Source organism: Marinobacter vulgaris (assembly GCF_003344045.1).
Taxonomy (GTDB): Bacteria; Pseudomonadota; Gammaproteobacteria; order Pseudomonadales; family Oleiphilaceae; genus Marinobacter; species Marinobacter vulgaris.
Window position 1 is genome coordinate 520,574 of the sequence record NZ_QFWX01000001.1, and the last position, 18,569, is coordinate 539,142.

General features: G+C 56.8%; 20 protein-coding genes and 1 pseudogene. 9 read left to right on the top strand and 12 right to left on the bottom strand.

Features of this window, described 5'->3' with window-relative positions:
- Window positions 1-5: 5 nt before the first annotated feature.
- Window positions 6-515, bottom strand: coding sequence for a bifunctional 3-hydroxydecanoyl-ACP dehydratase/trans-2-decenoyl-ACP isomerase (gene fabA / locus DIT71_RS02410; protein ID WP_114611597.1), 510 nt, complete (start codon window positions 513-515; stop codon window positions 6-8).
- Between the two features lie 144 nt (window positions 516-659).
- Window positions 660-1,844 (bottom strand): NnrS family protein, encoded by a 1,185-nt coding sequence (locus tag DIT71_RS02415; RefSeq protein ID WP_114611598.1) that lies wholly within the window; start codon window positions 1,842-1,844, stop codon window positions 660-662.
- A gap of 129 nt (window positions 1,845-1,973) precedes the next feature.
- Here DIT71_RS02415 and DIT71_RS02420 point away from each other — a divergent pair, with 129 nt between their 5' ends.
- Entirely contained in the window at window positions 1,974-2,345 is a 372-nt protein-coding gene (locus DIT71_RS02420) for a SirB2 family protein (RefSeq protein WP_114611599.1), read from the top strand.
- Window positions 2,346-2,361: 16 nt separating this feature from the next.
- On the opposite strand, the gene DIT71_RS02425 is transcribed toward DIT71_RS02420, so the two are convergent.
- On the bottom strand, window positions 2,362-3,195 hold the full coding sequence (locus DIT71_RS02425; RefSeq protein ID WP_114611600.1) for an ion transporter: 834 nt from the start codon (window positions 3,193-3,195) through the stop codon (window positions 2,362-2,364).
- Between the two features lie 145 nt (window positions 3,196-3,340).
- Complete coding sequence (locus DIT71_RS02430) at window positions 3,341-4,702, bottom strand: MFS transporter (protein WP_114611601.1); 1,362 nt, start codon at window positions 4,700-4,702, stop codon at window positions 3,341-3,343.
- A 316-nt stretch (window positions 4,703-5,018) separates the two neighbouring features.
- Between DIT71_RS02430 and DIT71_RS02435 the strand changes: the two genes are divergently transcribed.
- The 4 genes and pseudogenes from DIT71_RS02435 to DIT71_RS02445 all read left to right on the top strand — a co-directional run.
- Complete coding sequence (locus DIT71_RS02435) at window positions 5,019-5,480, top strand: universal stress protein (RefSeq protein ID WP_114611602.1); 462 nt, start codon at window positions 5,019-5,021, stop codon at window positions 5,478-5,480.
- Between the two features lie 39 nt (window positions 5,481-5,519).
- Complete coding sequence (locus DIT71_RS02440; protein WP_114611603.1) at window positions 5,520-7,025, top strand: MFS transporter; 1,506 nt, start codon at window positions 5,520-5,522, stop codon at window positions 7,023-7,025.
- 121 nt (window positions 7,026-7,146) lie between these two features.
- Entirely contained in the window at window positions 7,147-7,281 is a 135-nt protein-coding gene (locus DIT71_RS18350) for a hypothetical protein (protein WP_264756318.1), read from the top strand.
- Window positions 7,282-7,352: 71 nt separating this feature from the next.
- Window positions 7,353-7,748, top strand: a pseudogene (locus tag DIT71_RS02445) (ATPase, T2SS/T4P/T4SS family); the annotation flags it as partial.
- Window positions 7,749-7,764: 16 nt separating this feature from the next.
- Here DIT71_RS02445 and DIT71_RS02450 read toward each other — a convergent pair.
- Window positions 7,765-9,357, bottom strand: coding sequence for an MFS transporter (locus DIT71_RS02450; protein ID WP_114611605.1), 1,593 nt, complete (start codon window positions 9,355-9,357; stop codon window positions 7,765-7,767).
- A gap of 557 nt (window positions 9,358-9,914) precedes the next feature.
- On the opposite strand from DIT71_RS02450, the gene DIT71_RS02455 reads away from it, so the two are divergent.
- The gene (locus tag DIT71_RS02455) at window positions 9,915-10,478 is read left to right on the top strand and encodes a Yip1 family protein (RefSeq protein WP_114611606.1); all 564 of its coding nucleotides are present in this window, start codon (window positions 9,915-9,917) and stop codon (window positions 10,476-10,478) included.
- 1 nt (window position 10,479) lies between these two features.
- Here DIT71_RS02455 and trhA read toward each other — a convergent pair whose 3' ends face one another.
- Window positions 10,480-11,145: a PAQR family membrane homeostasis protein TrhA gene (gene trhA / locus DIT71_RS02460; protein ID WP_114611607.1), complete on the bottom strand. Its 666-nt coding sequence runs from the start codon at window positions 11,143-11,145 to the stop codon at window positions 10,480-10,482.
- A gap of 192 nt (window positions 11,146-11,337) precedes the next feature.
- Between trhA and wrbA the strand changes: the two genes are divergently transcribed.
- Window positions 11,338-11,937 carry an NAD(P)H:quinone oxidoreductase gene (gene wrbA, locus DIT71_RS02465; RefSeq protein ID WP_114611608.1) on the top strand — a complete coding sequence of 200 codons (600 nt, stop codon included), beginning with the start codon at window positions 11,338-11,340 and terminating at the stop codon, window positions 11,935-11,937.
- A gap of 92 nt (window positions 11,938-12,029) precedes the next feature.
- Here wrbA and DIT71_RS02470 read toward each other — a convergent pair whose 3' ends face one another.
- Window positions 12,030-12,737, bottom strand: a complete 708-nt coding sequence (locus DIT71_RS02470) for a Crp/Fnr family transcriptional regulator (RefSeq protein WP_114611609.1) — start codon at window positions 12,735-12,737, stop codon at window positions 12,030-12,032.
- A 335-nt stretch (window positions 12,738-13,072) separates the two neighbouring features.
- Here DIT71_RS02470 and DIT71_RS02475 point away from each other — a divergent pair, with 335 nt between their 5' ends.
- Window positions 13,073-13,993: an AEC family transporter gene (locus DIT71_RS02475; RefSeq protein ID WP_114611610.1), complete on the top strand. Its 921-nt coding sequence runs from the start codon at window positions 13,073-13,075 to the stop codon at window positions 13,991-13,993.
- An 8-nt stretch (window positions 13,994-14,001) separates the two neighbouring features.
- Here the strand turns inward: DIT71_RS02475 and DIT71_RS02480 are convergent, their stop codons facing one another.
- The 5 genes from DIT71_RS02480 to DIT71_RS02500 all read right to left on the bottom strand — a co-directional run bounded on the left by DIT71_RS02480 (window position 14,002) and on the right by DIT71_RS02500 (window position 17,876).
- A complete protein-coding gene (locus DIT71_RS02480; protein WP_114611611.1) occupies window positions 14,002-14,565 on the bottom strand; it encodes a ferritin-like domain-containing protein in 564 nt (187 codons plus the stop codon).
- A 130-nt stretch (window positions 14,566-14,695) separates the two neighbouring features.
- Window positions 14,696-15,331 carry a cation diffusion facilitator family transporter gene (locus DIT71_RS02485; protein ID WP_114611612.1) on the bottom strand — a complete coding sequence of 212 codons (636 nt, stop codon included), beginning with the start codon at window positions 15,329-15,331 and terminating at the stop codon, window positions 14,696-14,698.
- An 80-nt stretch (window positions 15,332-15,411) separates the two neighbouring features.
- Window positions 15,412-15,864 carry a Cd(II)/Pb(II)-responsive transcriptional regulator gene (gene cadR / locus DIT71_RS02490; RefSeq protein ID WP_114611613.1) on the bottom strand — a complete coding sequence of 151 codons (453 nt, stop codon included), beginning with the start codon at window positions 15,862-15,864 and terminating at the stop codon, window positions 15,412-15,414.
- Window positions 15,851-17,224, bottom strand: coding sequence for an ATP-binding protein (locus DIT71_RS02495; RefSeq protein ID WP_114611614.1), 1,374 nt, complete (start codon window positions 17,222-17,224; stop codon window positions 15,851-15,853). The genes cadR and DIT71_RS02495 overlap by 14 nt, the downstream gene beginning before the upstream one ends.
- Window positions 17,211-17,876, bottom strand: coding sequence for a response regulator transcription factor (locus tag DIT71_RS02500; protein ID WP_114611615.1), 666 nt, complete (start codon window positions 17,874-17,876; stop codon window positions 17,211-17,213). Before DIT71_RS02500 ends, DIT71_RS02495 begins: the two co-directional genes overlap by 14 nt.
- Before the next feature lie 155 nt (window positions 17,877-18,031).
- Between DIT71_RS02500 and DIT71_RS02505 the strand changes: the two genes are divergently transcribed.
- The gene (locus DIT71_RS02505) at window positions 18,032-18,568 is read left to right on the top strand and encodes a cupredoxin domain-containing protein (RefSeq protein WP_114611616.1); all 537 of its coding nucleotides are present in this window, start codon (window positions 18,032-18,034) and stop codon (window positions 18,566-18,568) included.
- Window position 18,569 lies beyond the last annotated feature (1 nt).

Genomic DNA, 18,569 nt, shown 5'->3' on the forward strand with positions numbered 1-18,569 from the left:
GGCTCCTAAAAGTCATCCGTTGAATTGAACATGCCAACCTTGAGATCTTTGGCTGTGTATATCTCGCGGCCATCCACTTCCATGCGGGCATCGGCAATCGCCATGGTCAGCTTGCGGCGGATCACCCGTTTTATATCAAGGTGATAGCGAACCAGTTTGTTGGTTGGCAGCACCTGGCCTGAAAATTTTACCTCACCGCTTCCCAGTGCCCGGCCTTTGCCTTCGCCCCCGGTCGCCGCCAGGAAAAAACCCACCAGCTGCCACATGGCATCGAGGCCCAGGCAGCCAGGCATGACCGGATCATCGACAAAATGCACCTTGAAGAACCACAGGTCAGGGTTGATATCCAGTTCGGCAATGATGCTGCCTTTGCCGTATTGGCCGTCGGTTTCACTGAAATGGGTTACGCGGTCCATCATCAGCATTTCGTTGATAGGCAGCCGCATCTTGCCCGGGAAAAGCGTGCCGTGCCCGCAGGCGATCAAGTCCGCCTTGTCAAAGTGATCGGGGGTCATAATGCCATTGTTCCTGTTACAAAATGGTTTCTTATACTTTAGCTGTTATTCAGCATTTGGCTATTGACCATTGGTTGCAGTTTTTGGGGAAGTGCCCGGCAAAGACTGACGGGCATCAGGGCATCGCGGTGGTTTCTCGAAGCTTCAGCCTTCCTTGCCGTCAGGCCGTGGTGACGCCAGTATCTGGGAATACCGGGCCAGGAACACACCGAATGCGAGCACCCATAACAGCGAGCTTGCACCCACACCCGCGTGCCAGGGTATGACATCGAAAGCGGTTATCACGCGCACAAGTGCTGCCAGCTGGATCATCCAGAATGCGGCGACCATGCCCCGTGGCAGAACCAGTGGGCGACCGGTATGGCCGAGGGATACCCGGGCGATAACGCCCAGGATGAGACAGCCCACGGCGCCGGTCCCGGCGGCATGTGTCCAGGCGTTGCTGGGCCAGCCGGCCAGCAGGGAACCGGCGAGCAGCAACAGTGCAACCGGCACCCAGAGGATGGACAGGTGCAGCACCCACAGCAGCGGTTCCTTGCGGAACAGCCAGCCTTTCCAGCCGGCAAGGCGCACCAGCATCAGCACGGCAGCGGTAATGGCGAGAATGGCTGTTATGGTTTGCCAGCCGGAAACCAGGGATGCCATCAGCAGTATCATGCTGAACAGCACGGCCATATCCAGGGCAGGGACGATTTTAACCCGGGTTGCATCCAGTCCCCGTTGACGGAGCCAGCCTGCGGAGAAGGCAGGGGTGATGCGACCACCAATGATGCTGATCAACGCCATGGCCATGATCAGGGCACCATAGCTGAAGGCAGGGTCGAGCCTGGTGACAAAGCCGATCTGCATCAGCCAGAGCAGTCCAAGTACTACCAGAATCATCAATTGCCGCTTCTGTTTTGCGTGCCATACACGCCATCCGGCATCCAGCATTACCAGCGGCAGGAAGGCCAGGTTTACACCATGAACCAGCCAGTCCGGCATGCCTTCGCCGAATGCCAGTAACAGCCGCCCTGCGAGCCAGACTCCCCACAGCAGAGCAAGACGCAAGCCGTGGGTCCGCTCGGTCTGGGTCCATACGCAAACAGCGGTCAGTAGAAAGCCGGCGATGGCCGCAGACAGGAAGCCGAACAGCATTTCATGCTGATGCCAGAATAGTCCCGGCATGGCCAGTGGCAGTTGAATGGCACCACTGACCTGCAGAATCCACACGGGAATGGCGAGAATAGCCAGCACTGCCATGGAAACAAAGAAAATGCGAAACGGATAGCCGAACAGCTTAGGGATGCTTGCGCTCCCTGCGGTTTCGGTTGTGGGAATAGCCTGCATGACAATAACTCCACTGGCAGTCTGAATATAACGTGCATGTTAGATAAATGTTTGCAGGAATAACATACCCATCAGGCGGTACTTTTGCGTACAATGTAACTATCGATATGATTTCCAAAGGATTAGTTTATGGGCAGCTACCTGACTCTGAAAAGTATCCACATGCTTGCGGCCTACCTGACGGTGGTGCTGTTTTCTTTGCGCCTGCTGCTGGATGCGGTGGGCAAGCCTGATTGGCGCAAGACCCCTCTGCGCTGGATCCCGCACGTCAATGATACGGTATTGTTGGTGGCCGCTATCGCCCTGATCTTTGTCACGCCGTGGATGCCGCTTGTGCACGGTTGGCTGACGGCAAAGATTGTCCTGCTGGTCGGCTATATTGTGGCCGGGATGTTTGCACTCAAGGAAACCCGGAGCTTCCAGGTAAGGGTGATTGCCGCGGTACTGGCGCTGGTCCAGATCACGGCAATTTTCCACCTGGCGATTGCCAAACCGTTCTGACAGATCTTCCGGGGAGCTAGTGCTCCCCGGAAGACTTCCCTGACACCTGCTTCGTCAGTTCCTTTAACTGTTCCTGAACCGCCTGTAGCTGGCGGGCGATCTCACCCCTTTCGTCATGGGCCTCCTGCGCCTGCTTGGCGTTCTGCTCCTCACTCATTACCTCCAGTATTGCCCCGATCATCATGTTCAGGAATACAAATGCCGTCAGGAAGATGAACGTCAGGTAGTAGATCCAGCTTAACGGGTACTGCTCCATGGTGGCGTACATGACGTCCGTCCAGTCCTCGAAGGTGGCGACTCTGAACAGGGTCAGCATGGCGATGGCAACGTCTCCCCACAGGTCCTGATCCACTTTTGCAAAAAACATGGAGCCCATGGCTGCGTAGATATAGAAGATGATGAACATCAGCACGGCGATATAGCCCATGCGGGGAATCGCTTTCAGCAGCGAGTTGATCAGAAACCGAAGTTCCGGCACCACGGAAATCAGCCGCAGTACCCTGAACACCCTCAGCAGCCGACCCAGCAGAACGGCATCAGAATTATTCAGCGGGATCAGGCTGCCAAGCACGACAAGCGTATCGAACAGGTTCCAGCCGTCCATCAGGAATCGCTTCTTGTTGGGACAGGCGGCGAACCGGAACAGGATTTCCAGCAGGAAGAAAACGGTGATGGCGTTGTCCATCACGATCAGCGAGCCCTCTACCAGCGGCGGCAGCTCATAGGTTTTGGCGCCGATGGTCAGAGCCGACAGGATAATGATGCCAATGACCACGCTCTGAAATAGCCGGCTGGACTCGATGCGCCGCAGCTTTTCAAAACCGGTTGAAGGGCTAGGTTGGTTGGACATGGAAAGCAACAGCTCCAGGCAGTTCGTGGAGGCTGAATTCTAAAGCGAGTCGGAAGGGTTGGATATACCGCAAGCAAAAAAGCCCCCGGAGGTCGGGGGCATGGTAGCGCAGGTCATGGCTACAAGGGCAAAAGCTTCGGGCGTGTTACTTCAGGGGTGGATGACCGTTGGTAAGCCGGTCGTCTTGCCGGGCCGGGCGGTTCAGCGGGTAGAACAGCTGTGGCGAAGCCAGTTCCGGCAGGTCGGTCTTGGTTTCCTGGGCTGCCCACTCCACTCTCTCCGCGGAACGGATGGCGTAGTGCATCCAGGCCAGGGCTGAAGCCACAATGACGAACATCAGCATGAAGCTGCTCTGCCAGACTCCGGTAATGTCGTTGAGTACACCGAACATCAGCGGCAGCAGGAACCCCCCGAGACCACCAATCATGCCGACAACGCCGCCCACGGCGCCAACATGGGTGGGGTAGTAAACCGGAATGTGCTTGTATACGGCGGCCTTGCCCAGGGACATGAAGAAGCCAAGGATAAACGTGAGAATCACGAACTGAACCAGGCCTACTTCGAGGAAGAAGCGGATATCGCCATCGATACCGTGGACCACGTATTCGGTCGGCGGATAGCTGAGCAGGAAGGTGCAGACCACCGAGGCCATAAATGTCCAGTACATGACCCGGCGGGCGCCATAACGATCTGACATCCAGCCACCGAGAATACGGAACAGGGAGGCAGGAATGGTATAGAGCGCCGCAATCATGCCCGCGGTTTTGATGTTCAGGCCGTAGACGCCAATGAGGTAGTGGGGCAGCCACAGGGCCAGGGCGACAAACGCGCCGAACACGAAAAAATAATAGAGTGCGAAGCGCCACACCCGCAGTTCCTTCAGGGGCGCCATCTGTTCCAGGAACGACTGGGATTGCTTGCTGGCGCGCTCCCTGGCCATGGGGTCCTCTTTGGCAAGGAGGATGAACAGTACACCCATGACCGCCAGTACCGTGGCATAGACCTGGGCGGTGCCCTGCCAGCCCAGGGCCACCAGCAGGAAAGGAGCGCCAAAATTGGTCACGGCGGCGCCTACGTTGCCCGCTCCGAAGATGCCCAGCGCCGTGCCCTGGCGTTCCCTTTCGAACCAGGCAGCGGTGTAGGTCACGCCAACAATAAATGAACCGCCGGCCAGGCCGACTCCCAGGGCGCCCACCAGCAACATCAGATAACTGTTGGCAAACGTAAGCAGGTAAACGCAGGCCGCCGTTGTCAGCATCAATATGCCAAAAACCCAGCGGCCACCGAAACGGTCCGTCCAGATACCGAGGAACAGCCGGCTGATGGATCCGGTGAGTATGGGCGTTGCCATCAACAATCCGAGTTGGGTATCCGACAGCCCGAAGTCCTGGCTGATTTTGATGCCGATGATGGAAAAAATGGTCCAGACCGCAAAGCAGAGGGTGAAGGCAAAAGTGGATATGCCCAGCGCCCGGTATTGTTCACGCTTCGATACGCTGTTTTCCATGATCAATTTCCTCCTGCCAATAACTGCAAATGCATTGCTTCGACTGTATCCCGCCACCCCCGAAACGCTACTTGAACAATATCAAGAATGGACACTCTGCCGCCGTGGCATTGGAGGTACCCCCTTGAAGGCATGAGGAGGTAGAGGTTGATGGGGAGAAAGGTGTGTAGGGGATACCGCGGCTGTGTCTCTGGTGGGGTACCCGGGGCTGGAATTGATTCATATCAAGTGAGGGCAATAGGTGATTGTGGGCTAATGCTGACAAATATTAAGCCTGCCATGCGTGTGCGCTGGCATAACGGGTCTGGAGCCTACGATGAAAATCATGATTGCCTACGACGGTTCGAGAAATGCCAGGTTGGCCCTGGCTCAAACCATCACCATGTTTCGGGATCTGAAACCCCAGATCACGCTTGTTGCCGTGGCCGAAAACCCCCGCGACATCACCTCGGGGAACGAAGATTTCTTCCAGCAGGAGGTAGACGAACTCAAACAGCATCTGTTGGAGGCGATGGAGGTCTGTCAGAACGAGGAAATTGCCGCTGAGACCCTGATGCTTGAGGGCGACGCACGCAAGATGCTGCTGTTCGCTGCTGAGAAGAAAATCCGCCCCGACATGCTGGTGATTGCCCGCCACAGCCACGAGCCCGATGGCGGCTTTATTGCCAGATCCCTGACCTATTTCGTGGATGAGCTGGATTACATGACCTTTGGCAGTGTGAGCTCCTTCCTCGCGCGCCGGGTGCAGTGCCCGCTGCTCATTCTGCCCAGCCTTTGATAACCCCTTAACAACCATTGTCTAGCCCCGGAGGCTGAAATGAAAGTCGCAGACGTATTCCGCGTCCGCAATCCGGAAATCAGGGCGTTGCACCTGACCTGGATTGCCTTCTTTATTACCTTTTATGTGTGGTTCAACATGGCGCCCCTGGCGTCGAGTATGCTGAAGAGCGTCGACTGGCTGACCAAGGATGACATCCGCCTGTTTGCCATCTGTAACGTGGCCCTGACCATCCCTGCGCGCATTATCGTGGGCATGGCCCTGGACCGCTTTGGTCCCCGTCGCGTGTTTTCGGTACTTATGGTACTGATGGCCATCCCGGCGCTGGTATTTGCCTTCGGCACCACCATGATGCAGCTGCTGGTCAGCCGCCTGGTACTCAGCTCTATCGGTGCCAGTTTTGTCGTGGGTATCCACATGACGGCCATGTGGTTCAAACCAAGGGACATCGGCTTCGCCGAGGGCTTCTACGCCGGCTGGGGTAACTTCGGTTCCGCGGCGGCCGCCATCTCTCTGCCCACCATCGCCCTGCACATGTATGGCGGCGAAGACGGCTGGCGCTGGGCCATCGCCCAGAGCGCAATTTTCATGGCGGCCTACGGCGTCTATTACTGGTTTGCCATCACAGACGGCCCTGCGGGTACCGTTCACCGCAAGCCTCGCAAGGCTATTGCGCTGGAAGTCAGTTCCTGGGGCGACATGATCAAGCTTATCCTGTGGACGATCCCACTGGTTGGCGTGCTGGCTATCCTGGTGTGGCGCATTCAGAGCATGGGATATATCGGCATGACCGGAGCCTTGATCTGTTACGGCGCCATCACGGCCATTGTGATTTACCAGATCGTCCAGATCCTGCGGGTGAACATTCCCATCCTCAAAAAAGGTGTGCCGGAAGACGACAAATACCCGTTCAACAGCGTGGCGGCCCTCAACAGCACCTATTTCGCCAACTTTGGTGCAGAGCTGGCAGTGGTGTCCATGCTGCCCATGTTTTTTGAGGAAACCTGGAGCCTGAATGCGGCTGCCGCTGGCATGATTGCGGCTTCGTTTGCCTTCGTGAACCTGCTGGCGCGCCCGATGGGGGGCATGGTCTCCGACCGTATGGGTAACCGCCGTTTCGTGATGCTCAGCTACATGTTCGGCATCTCCATCGGCTTCGCACTGATGGGGTTCATGAACTCCAGCTGGCCACTGATTATTGCCGTGGCTGTTACTGTATTTACCTCGTTCTTCGTGCAAGGCGCCGAAGGTGCCACCTTCGGCATTATCCCTTCTATCAAACGCCGCCTCACCGGGCAGATTTCCGGCATGGCCGGTGCCTACGGTAATGTCGGTGCGGTGGTGTACCTCACTATCTTCACCTTCGTCACGCCCACACAGTTCTTCTATATCATCGCAGGGGGCGCCTTTGTCAGCTGGGTCCTCTGTCTGATGTGGCTGAAGGAACCCGAGTCCGGCTTTGCGGAGGAGTACCAGGTGTCCTCCGTTGACCTTCAGATCGAAGAGGAGGAACGGCAGAAGTTGGCTGCAAAGACTGCGGGTTGACCAACACGGCTCAACCTGTCTGTACCGGAACCCGCCAGGAGCAATCCTGGCGGGTTTTTCTTGGTGCGCCGGCAGGCTTTCATGATCCTCCCGCAATACTGCAGGGCCTGACCGACGCCTGGTGAACCAGCTCAAGGCCATGGCCTCCCTCGACCCCATTCCCTCTGTCCGCTGTGACGAGGGAAGCTTCGTTTACAGTCTGGATGAAACTGACCTGGATCCGACCCGCGGGCTGAATTTCGCCAACGGCACCTAGGCCATGTTGCACCTTGACCCGGATTACGTACTGATCGGTGAGATACGCGATGCACCCTCTGCAGCTCTGCCCGGCATGCAGGGCCAAAAAACAAGCCGGATGAGATTGAAGCTCAGTGGCTCAGGGAGTGCGGCCGCGAGGTACCGGCTGTGACCTGGAGGCCAGTGGGTTGCCCGGCCTGTAATAATCTGGGATTCCACGGTCGCATTGGCATCTTTGAAACCTGGCAGCTGACGGAGGACGATTATGCCCGGATTCTTCGGCACGAAGACGAGCAAGGCCTGAGGCATGGTCTGGTTGAAAGAGGGCGGGTGCTCATGCTTGATGACGGGTTGGCGAAAGTTGACCAGGGCCAGACCACGTTGCGTGAACTGCTGCGGACCGGGGTTCTGTTGTCCCACCACGTCCCTTCACAAGCGGGGGATAAAGCAAAACCGGCTTCCTTTGGGAAGCCGGTCAGTTCGTGAGCGTTTTCGCTGGCTGTTACGGATTCTTGATGTACGCATTCTTGCGCAGGTAGAACCACCAGTTAACCACCAGGCATAGCGCATAAAACACTGCAAATCCGTACATGGCCAGTTCCGGTGTGCCGGCCTGGATTTCCTGGCCCATTACCCTGGGGGCGATGAAAGCACCATAGGCGGCAACGGCAGAGGTCCAGCCCAGCACCGGGCCTTTTTGCTGCTGATTGAAGATCACACCGATGCTGCGGAAGGTGGAGCCGTTGCCGATACCACTGGCGGCAAACATCACGATGAACAGAATCAGGAACACCGGGAAGTAGTTATTGGGATCAGTTGAGTTGTAGGCCAGCATCATCACATACCCCGTTGCTACCGATGCCACCACCATAACGACTGAGATGATCTGGGTAACGATGGCGCCGCCCATCTTGTCGGAGATCCAGCCACCGACCGGGCGAATCAGGGCTCCCACGAAAGGCCCGATCCAGGCCCAGGTAAGAGCGCTGGGGGCGTCAGGATTGACGACCCGGGTCACGGTGCCGTCCGCCGCCACTTCCATCATGTTGCCGAAGATGACGCTGATGGACAGCGGCAAGGCAGCGGAAAAGCCGATAAAAGAGCCGAAGGTCAGAATGTAAAGTACCGTCATGGCCCAGGTATGCTTGTTGCTGAAAATGGCAAACTGGTTCTGGATGTTGGGCTTGATATCGCCGGGGATCAGGCGCAGGAGAACCAGCGTCAGGATGATGGTCAGGGGCAGCGCCACCCACATATTCAGAATGTCCAGCGCGTAAACCCCGATTACGGAGGTGACAAGGCCAACCGCATACAGGCCAATAATCTTGCCGAAGGCGGAAGCAGGGCTGCCCGGGTTCGGGGTAATGGTGCGCAGGTTGTTCATGCCGAACCAGCTGGCGAAAGCCAGGGGTATCAGGAAGACCAGCCAGATAAAGCCCGCGTTCTGGATCCAGGTGTCGGTACCGGCCTCGATACGCCCGATCAGAGTGCCGCTCGGGCTTTGCAGTTCCATCGGCCCACCTGCAATTGCGCCGAATATACCGACGGTCATCACCAGGGGGATCACGACTTGCATGGTGGTAACACCGAAGTTGCCGAGCCCGGCATTCATCCCCAGTCCATACCCCTGTTTGCTTTTCGGGTAGAAGGAACTGATGTTGCTCATGGAGCAGGCAAAATTACCACCACCAATACCGGACAGCAGCGCCAGCGCCTGGAAGACAATGAACGGAGTATCCGGGTTCATCAGTGCAATACCGGTGCCCAGGGCGGGAATCATTAACAGGGAGGTGGTCAGAAATACGGTGTTGCGGCCACCGGCGATTTTGATCATGAACGACGCCGGAATCCGCAGGGTGGCACCGGAAAGTCCGGCAATGGCACTCAGGGTGAACAGTTGTTCAATGGAGAACGGAAAGCCCAGGTTCTGCATCTGTGTGGTGATCATGCCCCACATCAGCCAGATGGCGAAGCCCATCAGCAGGCTGGGGATGGAAATCCACAGGTTTCGGGACGCAATACGCTTGCCTTCCCTTTCCCAGAATTCCTCGTTTTCGACATCCCAGTGTTCGATGTCGGCGTTGGTTTTGGCCATGATAACTGCTCCTTTGGTTGCTGACCCGGAGCCACGGCAATGGTGGCGTATGGGCTATGGGAGCCATTCTGCAAACGGAAGGGTCGGGGTGATCATGACAAATATCAAGGACAAGAAAGGATAGCTAGTAACCATTTTTCTGGCGGCTGATGATACAAAAAAATCAATTTTTTATGTATTTAAATCAGAATGTTATGAGGGTCGTATATCTTATGGAGTAGGCCCCCGGATTCCGGGCGCAATAGAGGTAGCCAATCATTTCCGGCGTCCCCGCCACAGCAGGGGCGATAATCCTGCCGCCCATGAATGTCATCAGCAGTAACAGACCAACATGACACGCCTTGGGTCCGGTAACGGAACCATAACATTCCCGGGCGCTTCAGCCACCGTCCAGAAAACCACCGACAGCATGCAAAGAACCAGGATCAGCGGGCCTGCCATCTTGTTACGCCATTTCTTGGCGGCCCGTCGACTTGTCCGAGGTCATGACTGGTCATTGACCATACAGGTTGACCCGGCTATCACTGAAGTACAAGAACTGATCAAAGAGGTGCGTCATGACTATCTCCCAGTTGTTTCATTTACCGTTCTCGGGCAATGGCGTATGGCTGGAGCTTAAACGCCGGAATTTGTCGATTCCCTTTCTGGCGTGGGTGGTGGTCGTACCTATGTCACTTCTGCCGCCTGTGATGCTGTATTACGCGGGCACTCATTATGGCGATGCCTTTCTGTCCGGATTTGCCGACAAGGAATGGCGCTTTATAACGACTATATTGTTCCTGGCGGAATTACTGACTTTCTTCGTCATGGGCTGGCTTATCCGCGCCGTTCTTGATGGCAACAAGATGGAGATCAGCTATCAGGATGCCTATCTGTTGGCTGCAGTTGCCCCCATACCTTTGTGGTTGTCTTCTCTTGCACTGCTGGTGCCATCGCTGGCGGTGTGCGTGGTTGCCGTGGCCGTGGGTATGTTCCTGTCATGCGCCCTGATTTACGGGGGAGTCAGGTCGCTCTGTCAACGCTCTGAAAACGACGTGGTTGCCATGTCCGCCACCTATACGATAATGGCAGCATCGGTGTTGGCCTGGGGCGTTCTGATGGCAACGGTCTGGGCCTTCTGAGTCAGGCTGTGTGAGGAAGCACTCCGTAATAGACGGCGCTGAAGTGGAGGGCACTGCCGCCGATCACGAACAGATGCCATACCGCGTGCATATAGGGTATGCGGTCGGCCAGGTAAAAAATCACGCCGGTGGTGTAAACCACGCCGCCGGCGATGGTCAGGTAAAGTGCGGTCTCATTCAGGCTGGCCACCAGGTCAGATGAGGCAAAGGTAATCAGCCACCCCATGGCAATATAGATGCCCACCCGGGCGAGCTTGAAGCGGTTTTTGAAAATGATCTTGAGAACCACGCCGGTAACGGCCAGGGACCAGATGATGGCGAAAAGTGTCCAGCCTGTGGTGCCTCGCATATTGACCAGCAGAAAAGGTGTGTAGGTTCCGGCGATCAGCAGAAAGATGGCGCAGTGATCCAGGGTTTTGAACACTGCCCGCAGTCCCTGATTGCGGGCGCCATGATAAAGCGTTGACGCCAGGTAAAGCAGTATCAGCGACGCTCCGAAAATGCTGAAGCTGGCGATCTTCCAGGTATCTCCCGACTGGCCGGCCGCTACGATCAGAGCGATCGTGCCAATTACGCTGAGAATGGCTCCCAGCCCGTGGGTAGCACTGTTCAGCCATTCTTCAATGCGGTGATGAGGGGATTCCGCGGAAGGGTTCTTGGCGTTCATCAATCTCGATTCCATATCGGCCACAGTGCTACGGTACTTGAGCGTACACGTGTACGCAATCATATGAGTGTGACAACGTTGTGAGAATGATCAGAAATTCTGAACAAGCCGGATCAAATCTTCCGGTTTTTCGATACCTGTCCGTGCAGTAGGCTTGCAACATCCATCAACTGCAAGAGGCTACAGACTGCTATGGCAAAGGTACTTGTTCTCTATTACTCCATGTACGGGCATATCGAAACCATGGCCAGCACGGTTGCCGAGGGCGCAAAGAGCGTATCGGGGGCTGAGGTCACCGTGAAACGGGTTCCAGAAACCATGTCTGACCAGGCATTCCTGGGCGCCGGTGGCAAATCCGACCAGGCTGCACCGGTAGCCGATCCGAAAGAGCTGTCGGACTACGACGCGGTTATCTTTGGCACTCCGACAAGGTTCGGTAACATGTCAGGACAGATGCGCACCTTTCTCGACCAGACCGGTGGCCTCTGGGCGGAGGGCAAGCTCCACGGCAAGTTAGCCAGCGTATTTACCTCCACCGGAACCGGTGGCGGCCAGGAGCATACCATCAGCTCGTTCTGGACCACTCTGGCCCATCACGGCATGGTCATCGTACCGCTTGGATATGGCATCCCGGATTTCTTCGATGTGTCGGAGATGAACGGCGGTACCCCGTATGGCGCCTCCACCATTGCTGGTGGCGACGGTTCCCGCCAGCCCAGCGAGAAAGAGCTGAACATAGCCCGCTATCAGGGCAGGCATGTGGCAGAGCTTGCCGTCAGACTGCACGGCTGATATTTGCGGAATTGATTGAGCGTTGAGCGTTTTTTGGGGCAGCAGGCGAGAGCTTGCTGCCCTTTTTTGTGCTTACTGATTTGCGCCGGAATTTACGGCCGGCTCGCCAGGGCGCCGGTTTTCAGCCGGGAAAAGGTTGCGGGCACCACTCCCAGCCAGGAAGCCAGCTGGTTATCCGGCACCCGTTTGACCAGCTCCGGGTACTCCTCCAGCAGCAACAGGTATCGCTCTCGCGCGGACATGGTCTGTTTCCGGAATTCCCTCATACTGGTCAGCTCCGCCATCTCCTCGGTCAGCACCAGGGCGAACATGGGCCAGAGCCCGTCATCGTGAGACTGTATCGCGGAACGGAAGGCGGAAAAGTCAGCTACCCAGGCAGTGACAGGGGTTACGCTCGTTAGACAGAGTGTGTTTCGCACAGTACGGCTGCGGCCGAAGACGGGCCAGATCATATCGCCCTCGGAAAAGAAATGGTGCACCGCGATCTTGCCACTGGGTGCCTCCCGGAACAGCCGCATGATGCCGTACTGAATCAGATAAACATTTGCCCAGGGAGTGTCGTGTTTCTCCATGTCGGTTTCGGCATCTACCCGGCGGGGATGAAACAACCGGGCGAGGTCTGCCAGAAATCGTGCATCCGGATCGTTTTCGTGCCCCGCAAGACGAATACCGAATATACGGCTCAGGCCGTCAAGAAGGGCCGTCGACTCTGGCGCTGCATCTTGCTGGATGATATCCCGGTTAGTGTCGCCCAGCATGCAGGGGGCCGAGGAGACGTCTTGCCTGAAGGTCGAATTCATGGCTTTGACTCTTTTTTAACTGTATGCAAATTATCGTATCAGAGAAGAATCTTTTGAAATGACTTAAATCATTAAGCCTTTTTCACAGAGTCGATTAACGTGGAGGGCTAGCGGGATTCATGAGATTGATTTGGCGCCGGGTCCTGGGTCCCCCTCCTTGGTCTTTGTGAAATACCTGACTGTTCCACCAGCATATAAAAATGTATGCATAATGATATTTAATATAGTCAAGCACGGGGGGATATTTCACCATTGCGCCGGAGAGTTACCTCTTGGGAGGTAAGTGATAGACTGCGATCGCCGCCCCATTTCCAAGGTTTGGTTCCGGAGAATCCATGTCTGCAGCGCTCGCCCTGTTCGTCAAGCTTCTGCCTCTTTATATAACGGTGGCCTTGGGCTGGATTGCCGGCCGTTATCTCGAGGCCAGCGGCAAGCACATTGCCGGCATCATGCTGTACATCGTGACACCGTCGGTGGTGTTTTCCGGCGTTATGGCTGCACCGCTGAGCCTGGAAGTAATAATGCTGCCGGGGCTGGTTTTCGCTTTCTGCACCTTGATGGCGCTTGTGCACATGGCCCTGGCCAGGCGCTGGTTGTCCGATGGCAGTGCATCGATCATTCCGTTATCGGTTGGTACCGGCAACACCGGCTATTTCGGTATTCCCGTTGCACTGTTGCTGTTCGGTCAGGAGGGGCTGGCGCTCTATATTGTCTGCATGCTCGGGACCACGCTGTTTGAAAACTCGGTGGGGTTTTATCTGGCGGCGAGAGGGAAATACAGCATCGGTGATGCGCTGGCGCGGGTGGCGAAGCTGCCTTCGGTTTATGCGTTTCTGGTTGCGGTGGTTCTGAATCTTGCCGGCTTTTCCATACCGGAGGTGTTCGTGCCCCTTTTCGATAATCTGAAGGGGGCCTACAGCATTCTGGGTATGATGATTATTGGAATGGGCATCCTCAGCTTCCGCGGTCTGGCCGGTAACCCCTCATTCACCGCGCTGGCTTTTTTCGGCAAATTTGTTTCATGGCCGCTGCTTGCGATGGCTTTCTGGTGGCTGGATGCAAACTGGTTCGGTGTCTACGACCTGGCTGTGCACCAGGCCATTTTCCTGATTTCCATTACGCCGATTGCGGCCAATACCGTGGTCATTGCGACCCTGCTGGATGCCTCTCCACGCCAGGCGGCGGGTACCACGTTACTGAGCACCCTGTTTGCGCTGGCGTTTATTCCGGTAATGATCGCCTGGGTATTCGGGTAGGCAGGTATTCAGGCGTAATCCTGCAGCAGGCCGGCCATGTCGTCGGCGTGCTCTTCTTCGACTGCGAGAATCTCTTCCATTAACCGACGTGTGGTCGGATCGTCGTCTCCCAGGTACTGGATAATCTCGCGATAGCTGTCAATGGCGATCCTCTCCGCTACCAGGTCTTCTTCAATCATCTCTTTGAGCGTATCGCCTTCAATGTATTCCGAATGGCTGCGCGTGGACAGGCTGTCTGGCGAGAAGTTTGGCTTGCCGCCCAGCTGGGCAATGCGCTCGGCAATCTGATCGGCGTGCTCCTGTTCCTGCTGGGCGTGCTCCAGAAATTCCTGTGCCACAGCTTCTGCATTGAGCCCGTCAGCGGCGTAGTAGTGGTGCTTGTAACGCAGCACGCAGACAATTTCGGTGGCGAGGGCTTCGTTGAGAATTTTGATCACGGTTTCGCGGTCGGCTTTATAGCCGTCGGTGATTGCACCGTCGCGCATGTTTGCGCGGGCGCGTTCCCTTATATTCTTGATGTCGGAAAGAAACGGCTGTTTATCGCTGGCTGCGGTTTTCTTCGTTGTGCTCATTTGATAACTCCTTGGCCTGTTCTGACTGGTAGTTCGCAATGCGATTACTCTGTGAGAAATAACCTTAGCACTCGAACGAAGGCAGTGCACAGTGCGCGGCTGCGAAAAATCCCTGCCGCATTGACCCCGCTCAGCCGGTATGAATGGCTTCAGCTGTTTTTCCCTGGGCAATATCGTTGCGCGCATGGCGTACGACACTGATGCCGGCGGTGATGGCGAGGGTTCCCATGATTGCGGCAACAATGAGGTCGGGCCAGGCGGTGCCCGTTCCGAAGACACCCAGGGCCGCCACCATCACCGCGATATTGCCGATGGCGTCGTTGCGGCTACAAAGCCACACCGAGCGCATGTCGGAATCGCCCTCCCGGAACTTGAACAGCATGATGGCAACACCCGCGTTGGCGGCCAGGGCCAACAAACCGACTGCTCCCATCGTCAATGGTTCCGGGGTAATGCCACTCTGCAACACCCAGATGGCGCGGCCCATGACGGCGAAGCCGAATACCGCCATGGTTATGCCTTTCACCATGGCAGCCCGGCCGCGCCATATCATCCCCATTGAGAGTACCGACAGCGACAGCAGATAGTTGGCACTGTCACCGAAGAAGTCGATGGCGTCTGCCATGAGGGATACAGAGCCGGACTGGAGACTGGCATAACCTTCTACCAGAAACATGGCCAGATTGACCCAAAGGGCAATCCACAAGGCCTTGCGAAAGCCGGGTGCGGGGGATTTGGGTTCGGGAGCGGAGCAGCTACACGCCATGAATACCTCCTGTTGTCGGACTGTATTCATTAAAAACCCTGTAGCTGCTACAGAGTCAACACTATGGGCGGAGGGCGCGTTCAGCGCGTTCCATGGGTGCCCGGAATGTGACTGCTGTTGCCGGCGGGCGTGTTCGCAGAGGGCTCCGAGGTTAATCCGCCGAGAATGCCGCACTCGCTGACGGTGCGCCCTTCGGAGCAGGCCTGCTGAAGCTGTTCCAGGGTGCTTTCCAGACTCGCCAGCTCACGCAGGCGCTCGCGTACGTGGCTGAGGTGACGTGCAAGCAGCGCATCGACTTCGCTGCAGTCTGCGTCCGGTTGATCCGCCAGGCGGATCAGTTCACGGATTTCATCCTGGGCCATGTCCAGATTGCGGCAGCGCCTGATGAACAACAGCCGCTGGAGATGGCTTTGCCGGTAGTTCCGGTAGCCACTGGCCTCCCTCGCTGGCTCGGGTACCAGCCCGATTTTCTCGTAGTAACGAATGGTCTCTACCGGTATGCCGGTTGCCTTGGAGATCTCACCGATTTTCATGATGGGTGACCCCTGCTGTTCTTGCTTTGGGCAAGGAGACGCTCGCCCTGAGCCCGCCCCGTGTTCCGATACTGAATAACAGGCTGCCGCCATAGCGATCGGTTATTTCCCTGACGATGGCCAGTCCGAGCCCGTGCCCGGGAGTTTGCTCGTCCAGGCGCACGCCGCGGTTCCCCAGTGTTGGAAGGGCATCGGCGCTGACACCGGGCCCGTCGTCCTCCACTGTGATGACCAGTTCACCTGCGGATTCAGTCAGTGACAACTCGGCACCGGTCGCGGACCACTTACCGGCATTATCGACCAGATTGCCGAGAATCTCATTCAGATCATGTTCTTCAATTGGCCAGGAGGTTTCCGGGCCCAGTTCGGTTTCCAGTTCGAAGTTCTTGTCGGGGTACAGTCGGCCCAGCATCCATAACAGGTCCCGGGCCTGGCTGACGGGTTTGGCGGCCTTGCCCGCCTGGGGGCCGGCGAACCGGCTGCGGCGCATTTCGCTCTCCAGCTGGCGGTCAATGTCAGAAAGCCGTTGGGCCAGTTGTTGCCGCAGCTCCTGATCCAGCACGCGGGTGTCATCTTCAAGCACCTGGCGAATGGCAGACACCGGCGTCTTCACGCTATGGGAAAGATTGGCCAGGGCATCCCGGGACCGGGAAAGCCTCTGGTCAAGGGTGTCCAGAAGCTGGTTGAGCTGGCCGATCAGAGGCTGGAACTCTGTGGGGGCCTCCACGTCCAGTCGATTGCTGGCACCGCTCTGCAGGGACGTCAGGCCTTGCTTGATACGGTTGACGGAGCCCAGAGACAGCCGGATGGCCAGCCAGATTGCCAGTATCAGCAGTACCAGAAGAATGGCAGAGACGACCGCGGTCCAGAGATGCAATTCCTGCTGGCTTTGCTGCAGGTGGCTCAGGTCCTCGGCCACCACGATCACCACAGTTTCACCGTTCAGGGTCAAAGCCTTGCGGTATGCCAGGAAATCGGCTCGCGAAGCATCGGCTGCGGGCTCTGATATGCGCACAAAGCCTGTGTCTGCAGCATTCAGCAGGGGCTCAAGAGCGGCAGACCATTGCGCCGGCGAGCTGTGAACCTGGTTGCCTGTGCGCAGGGCAAAGGCGTGGTGAAAGACTTTCTCAAAGTAATCACCCTCTGCAATGTCGCGGATTTCCTCCGGTCCCGACTGCCGCAACTGGTGCTCAAGGAAAGCCACTTCATCCTGCAGACGGTCCTCCACGAATCCCTGGGCCATACGTTCCAGTAACAGGCCATGAACGACCCAGGCGGCAGTCATCAACGCAATGGCTGCTGGAAGCAGATAGGTGAGCAGGCTTTTGCGGATGGAGCGCCGGGGGTCAATCCAATGCATTGAAGATATACCCCTGGCCGCGACGGGTCATGATGGCTTCGGCCCCGGTAATTTTTCGCAGTCTGCGCACATAGGCTTCAATGGTGTTGTCGCTGGGGCTGTCGCTGAGGTTGTAGAGCTGCTCGAGCAGCTGCTCCTTCGAGAACACCTGGCCCGGGCGGCTCATCAGGCATCGCAGCAGACGAAACTCGGTACCTGTCAGGGAGTGTTCCTGGCCGTCGGGTGTTTGCAGGCACTGGCGGTGTTCGTCCAGTTCGAAGCCACCGGTGGCCAGTTTTGCCTCAACCCGGCCTTCACTACGGCGAATCAGCGCGTTCAGTCGGGCCAGCAGTTCTTCGGTCTGGAAAGGCTTTGCCAGGTAATCGTCTGCTCCCGCCTTGAGACCGTTCACCTTGTCCTGCCAGTCGCCGCGGGCGGTCAGGATCAGTACGGGCATGGCCAGTTTGTCGGCCCGCCAGTTCTTGAGCACATCCAGACCGTTGCCGTCGGGCAGCCCCAGGTCCAGCACCACTACCCGGTAGTCTTCCTGTTTGCCAAGATTCTCCGCCTGTCTGGCGGTACCGGCCTCATCGACGGTAAAACCGGCGGCGGTCAGTTGCCGGTTCAGGCTTTCGGCAATGAGGGTGTCGTCTTCTACCAGAAGCAATCGCATGGGTGTACCTGCGTTTTGGAGTCAGTTGCAGTTTAGGGCCCTTTGCTGAATGTAACCTGAAAATTGTTCATCGGAAAATTCAGCAAGGATTCAGGTTCCTGGGGCAGAGTATGGTTTAAAACCGAATAGCCAAAATCCAGTTCCGGGAGAAATCGATGAATCAGATCCTCAAGAATGCTCTGTTGCCCGCCATGTTACTGGCAATCTCGTCTGGTACCTACGCTGCTGGTGAACACGGCGGGCATCATGGCAGTGATTCGGTGGGCGAGCCTGGAAAGGCGGAAAACGTATCGCGCACCATCGACGTGACCATGATGGACAATTACTACGAGCCCGAGTCCATCTCTGTGAAGCCCGGGGAAACCATTCGTTTCCGCGTCAGCAACGAGGGTGCCCTGGTGCACGAGTTCAACATCGGTACTGCAGAGATGCACGAGGCCCATCAGGAAGAAATGCAGATGATGGTGGAGCACGGAGTGCTCAAGGGTGATCACATTGATCGCGAGATGATGGAAATGGACATGGGCAACGGCCATTCCATGAAACACGACGACCCCAACAGCGTGTTGATGGAGCCGGGTGAAACCAGAGAGATTATCTGGACGTTTGCCGAAGCCACCGACCTCGAGTTTGCCTGCAACGTGCCGGGCCATTACCAGGCCGGCATGTACGGCGATATTGATTTTGAATAAG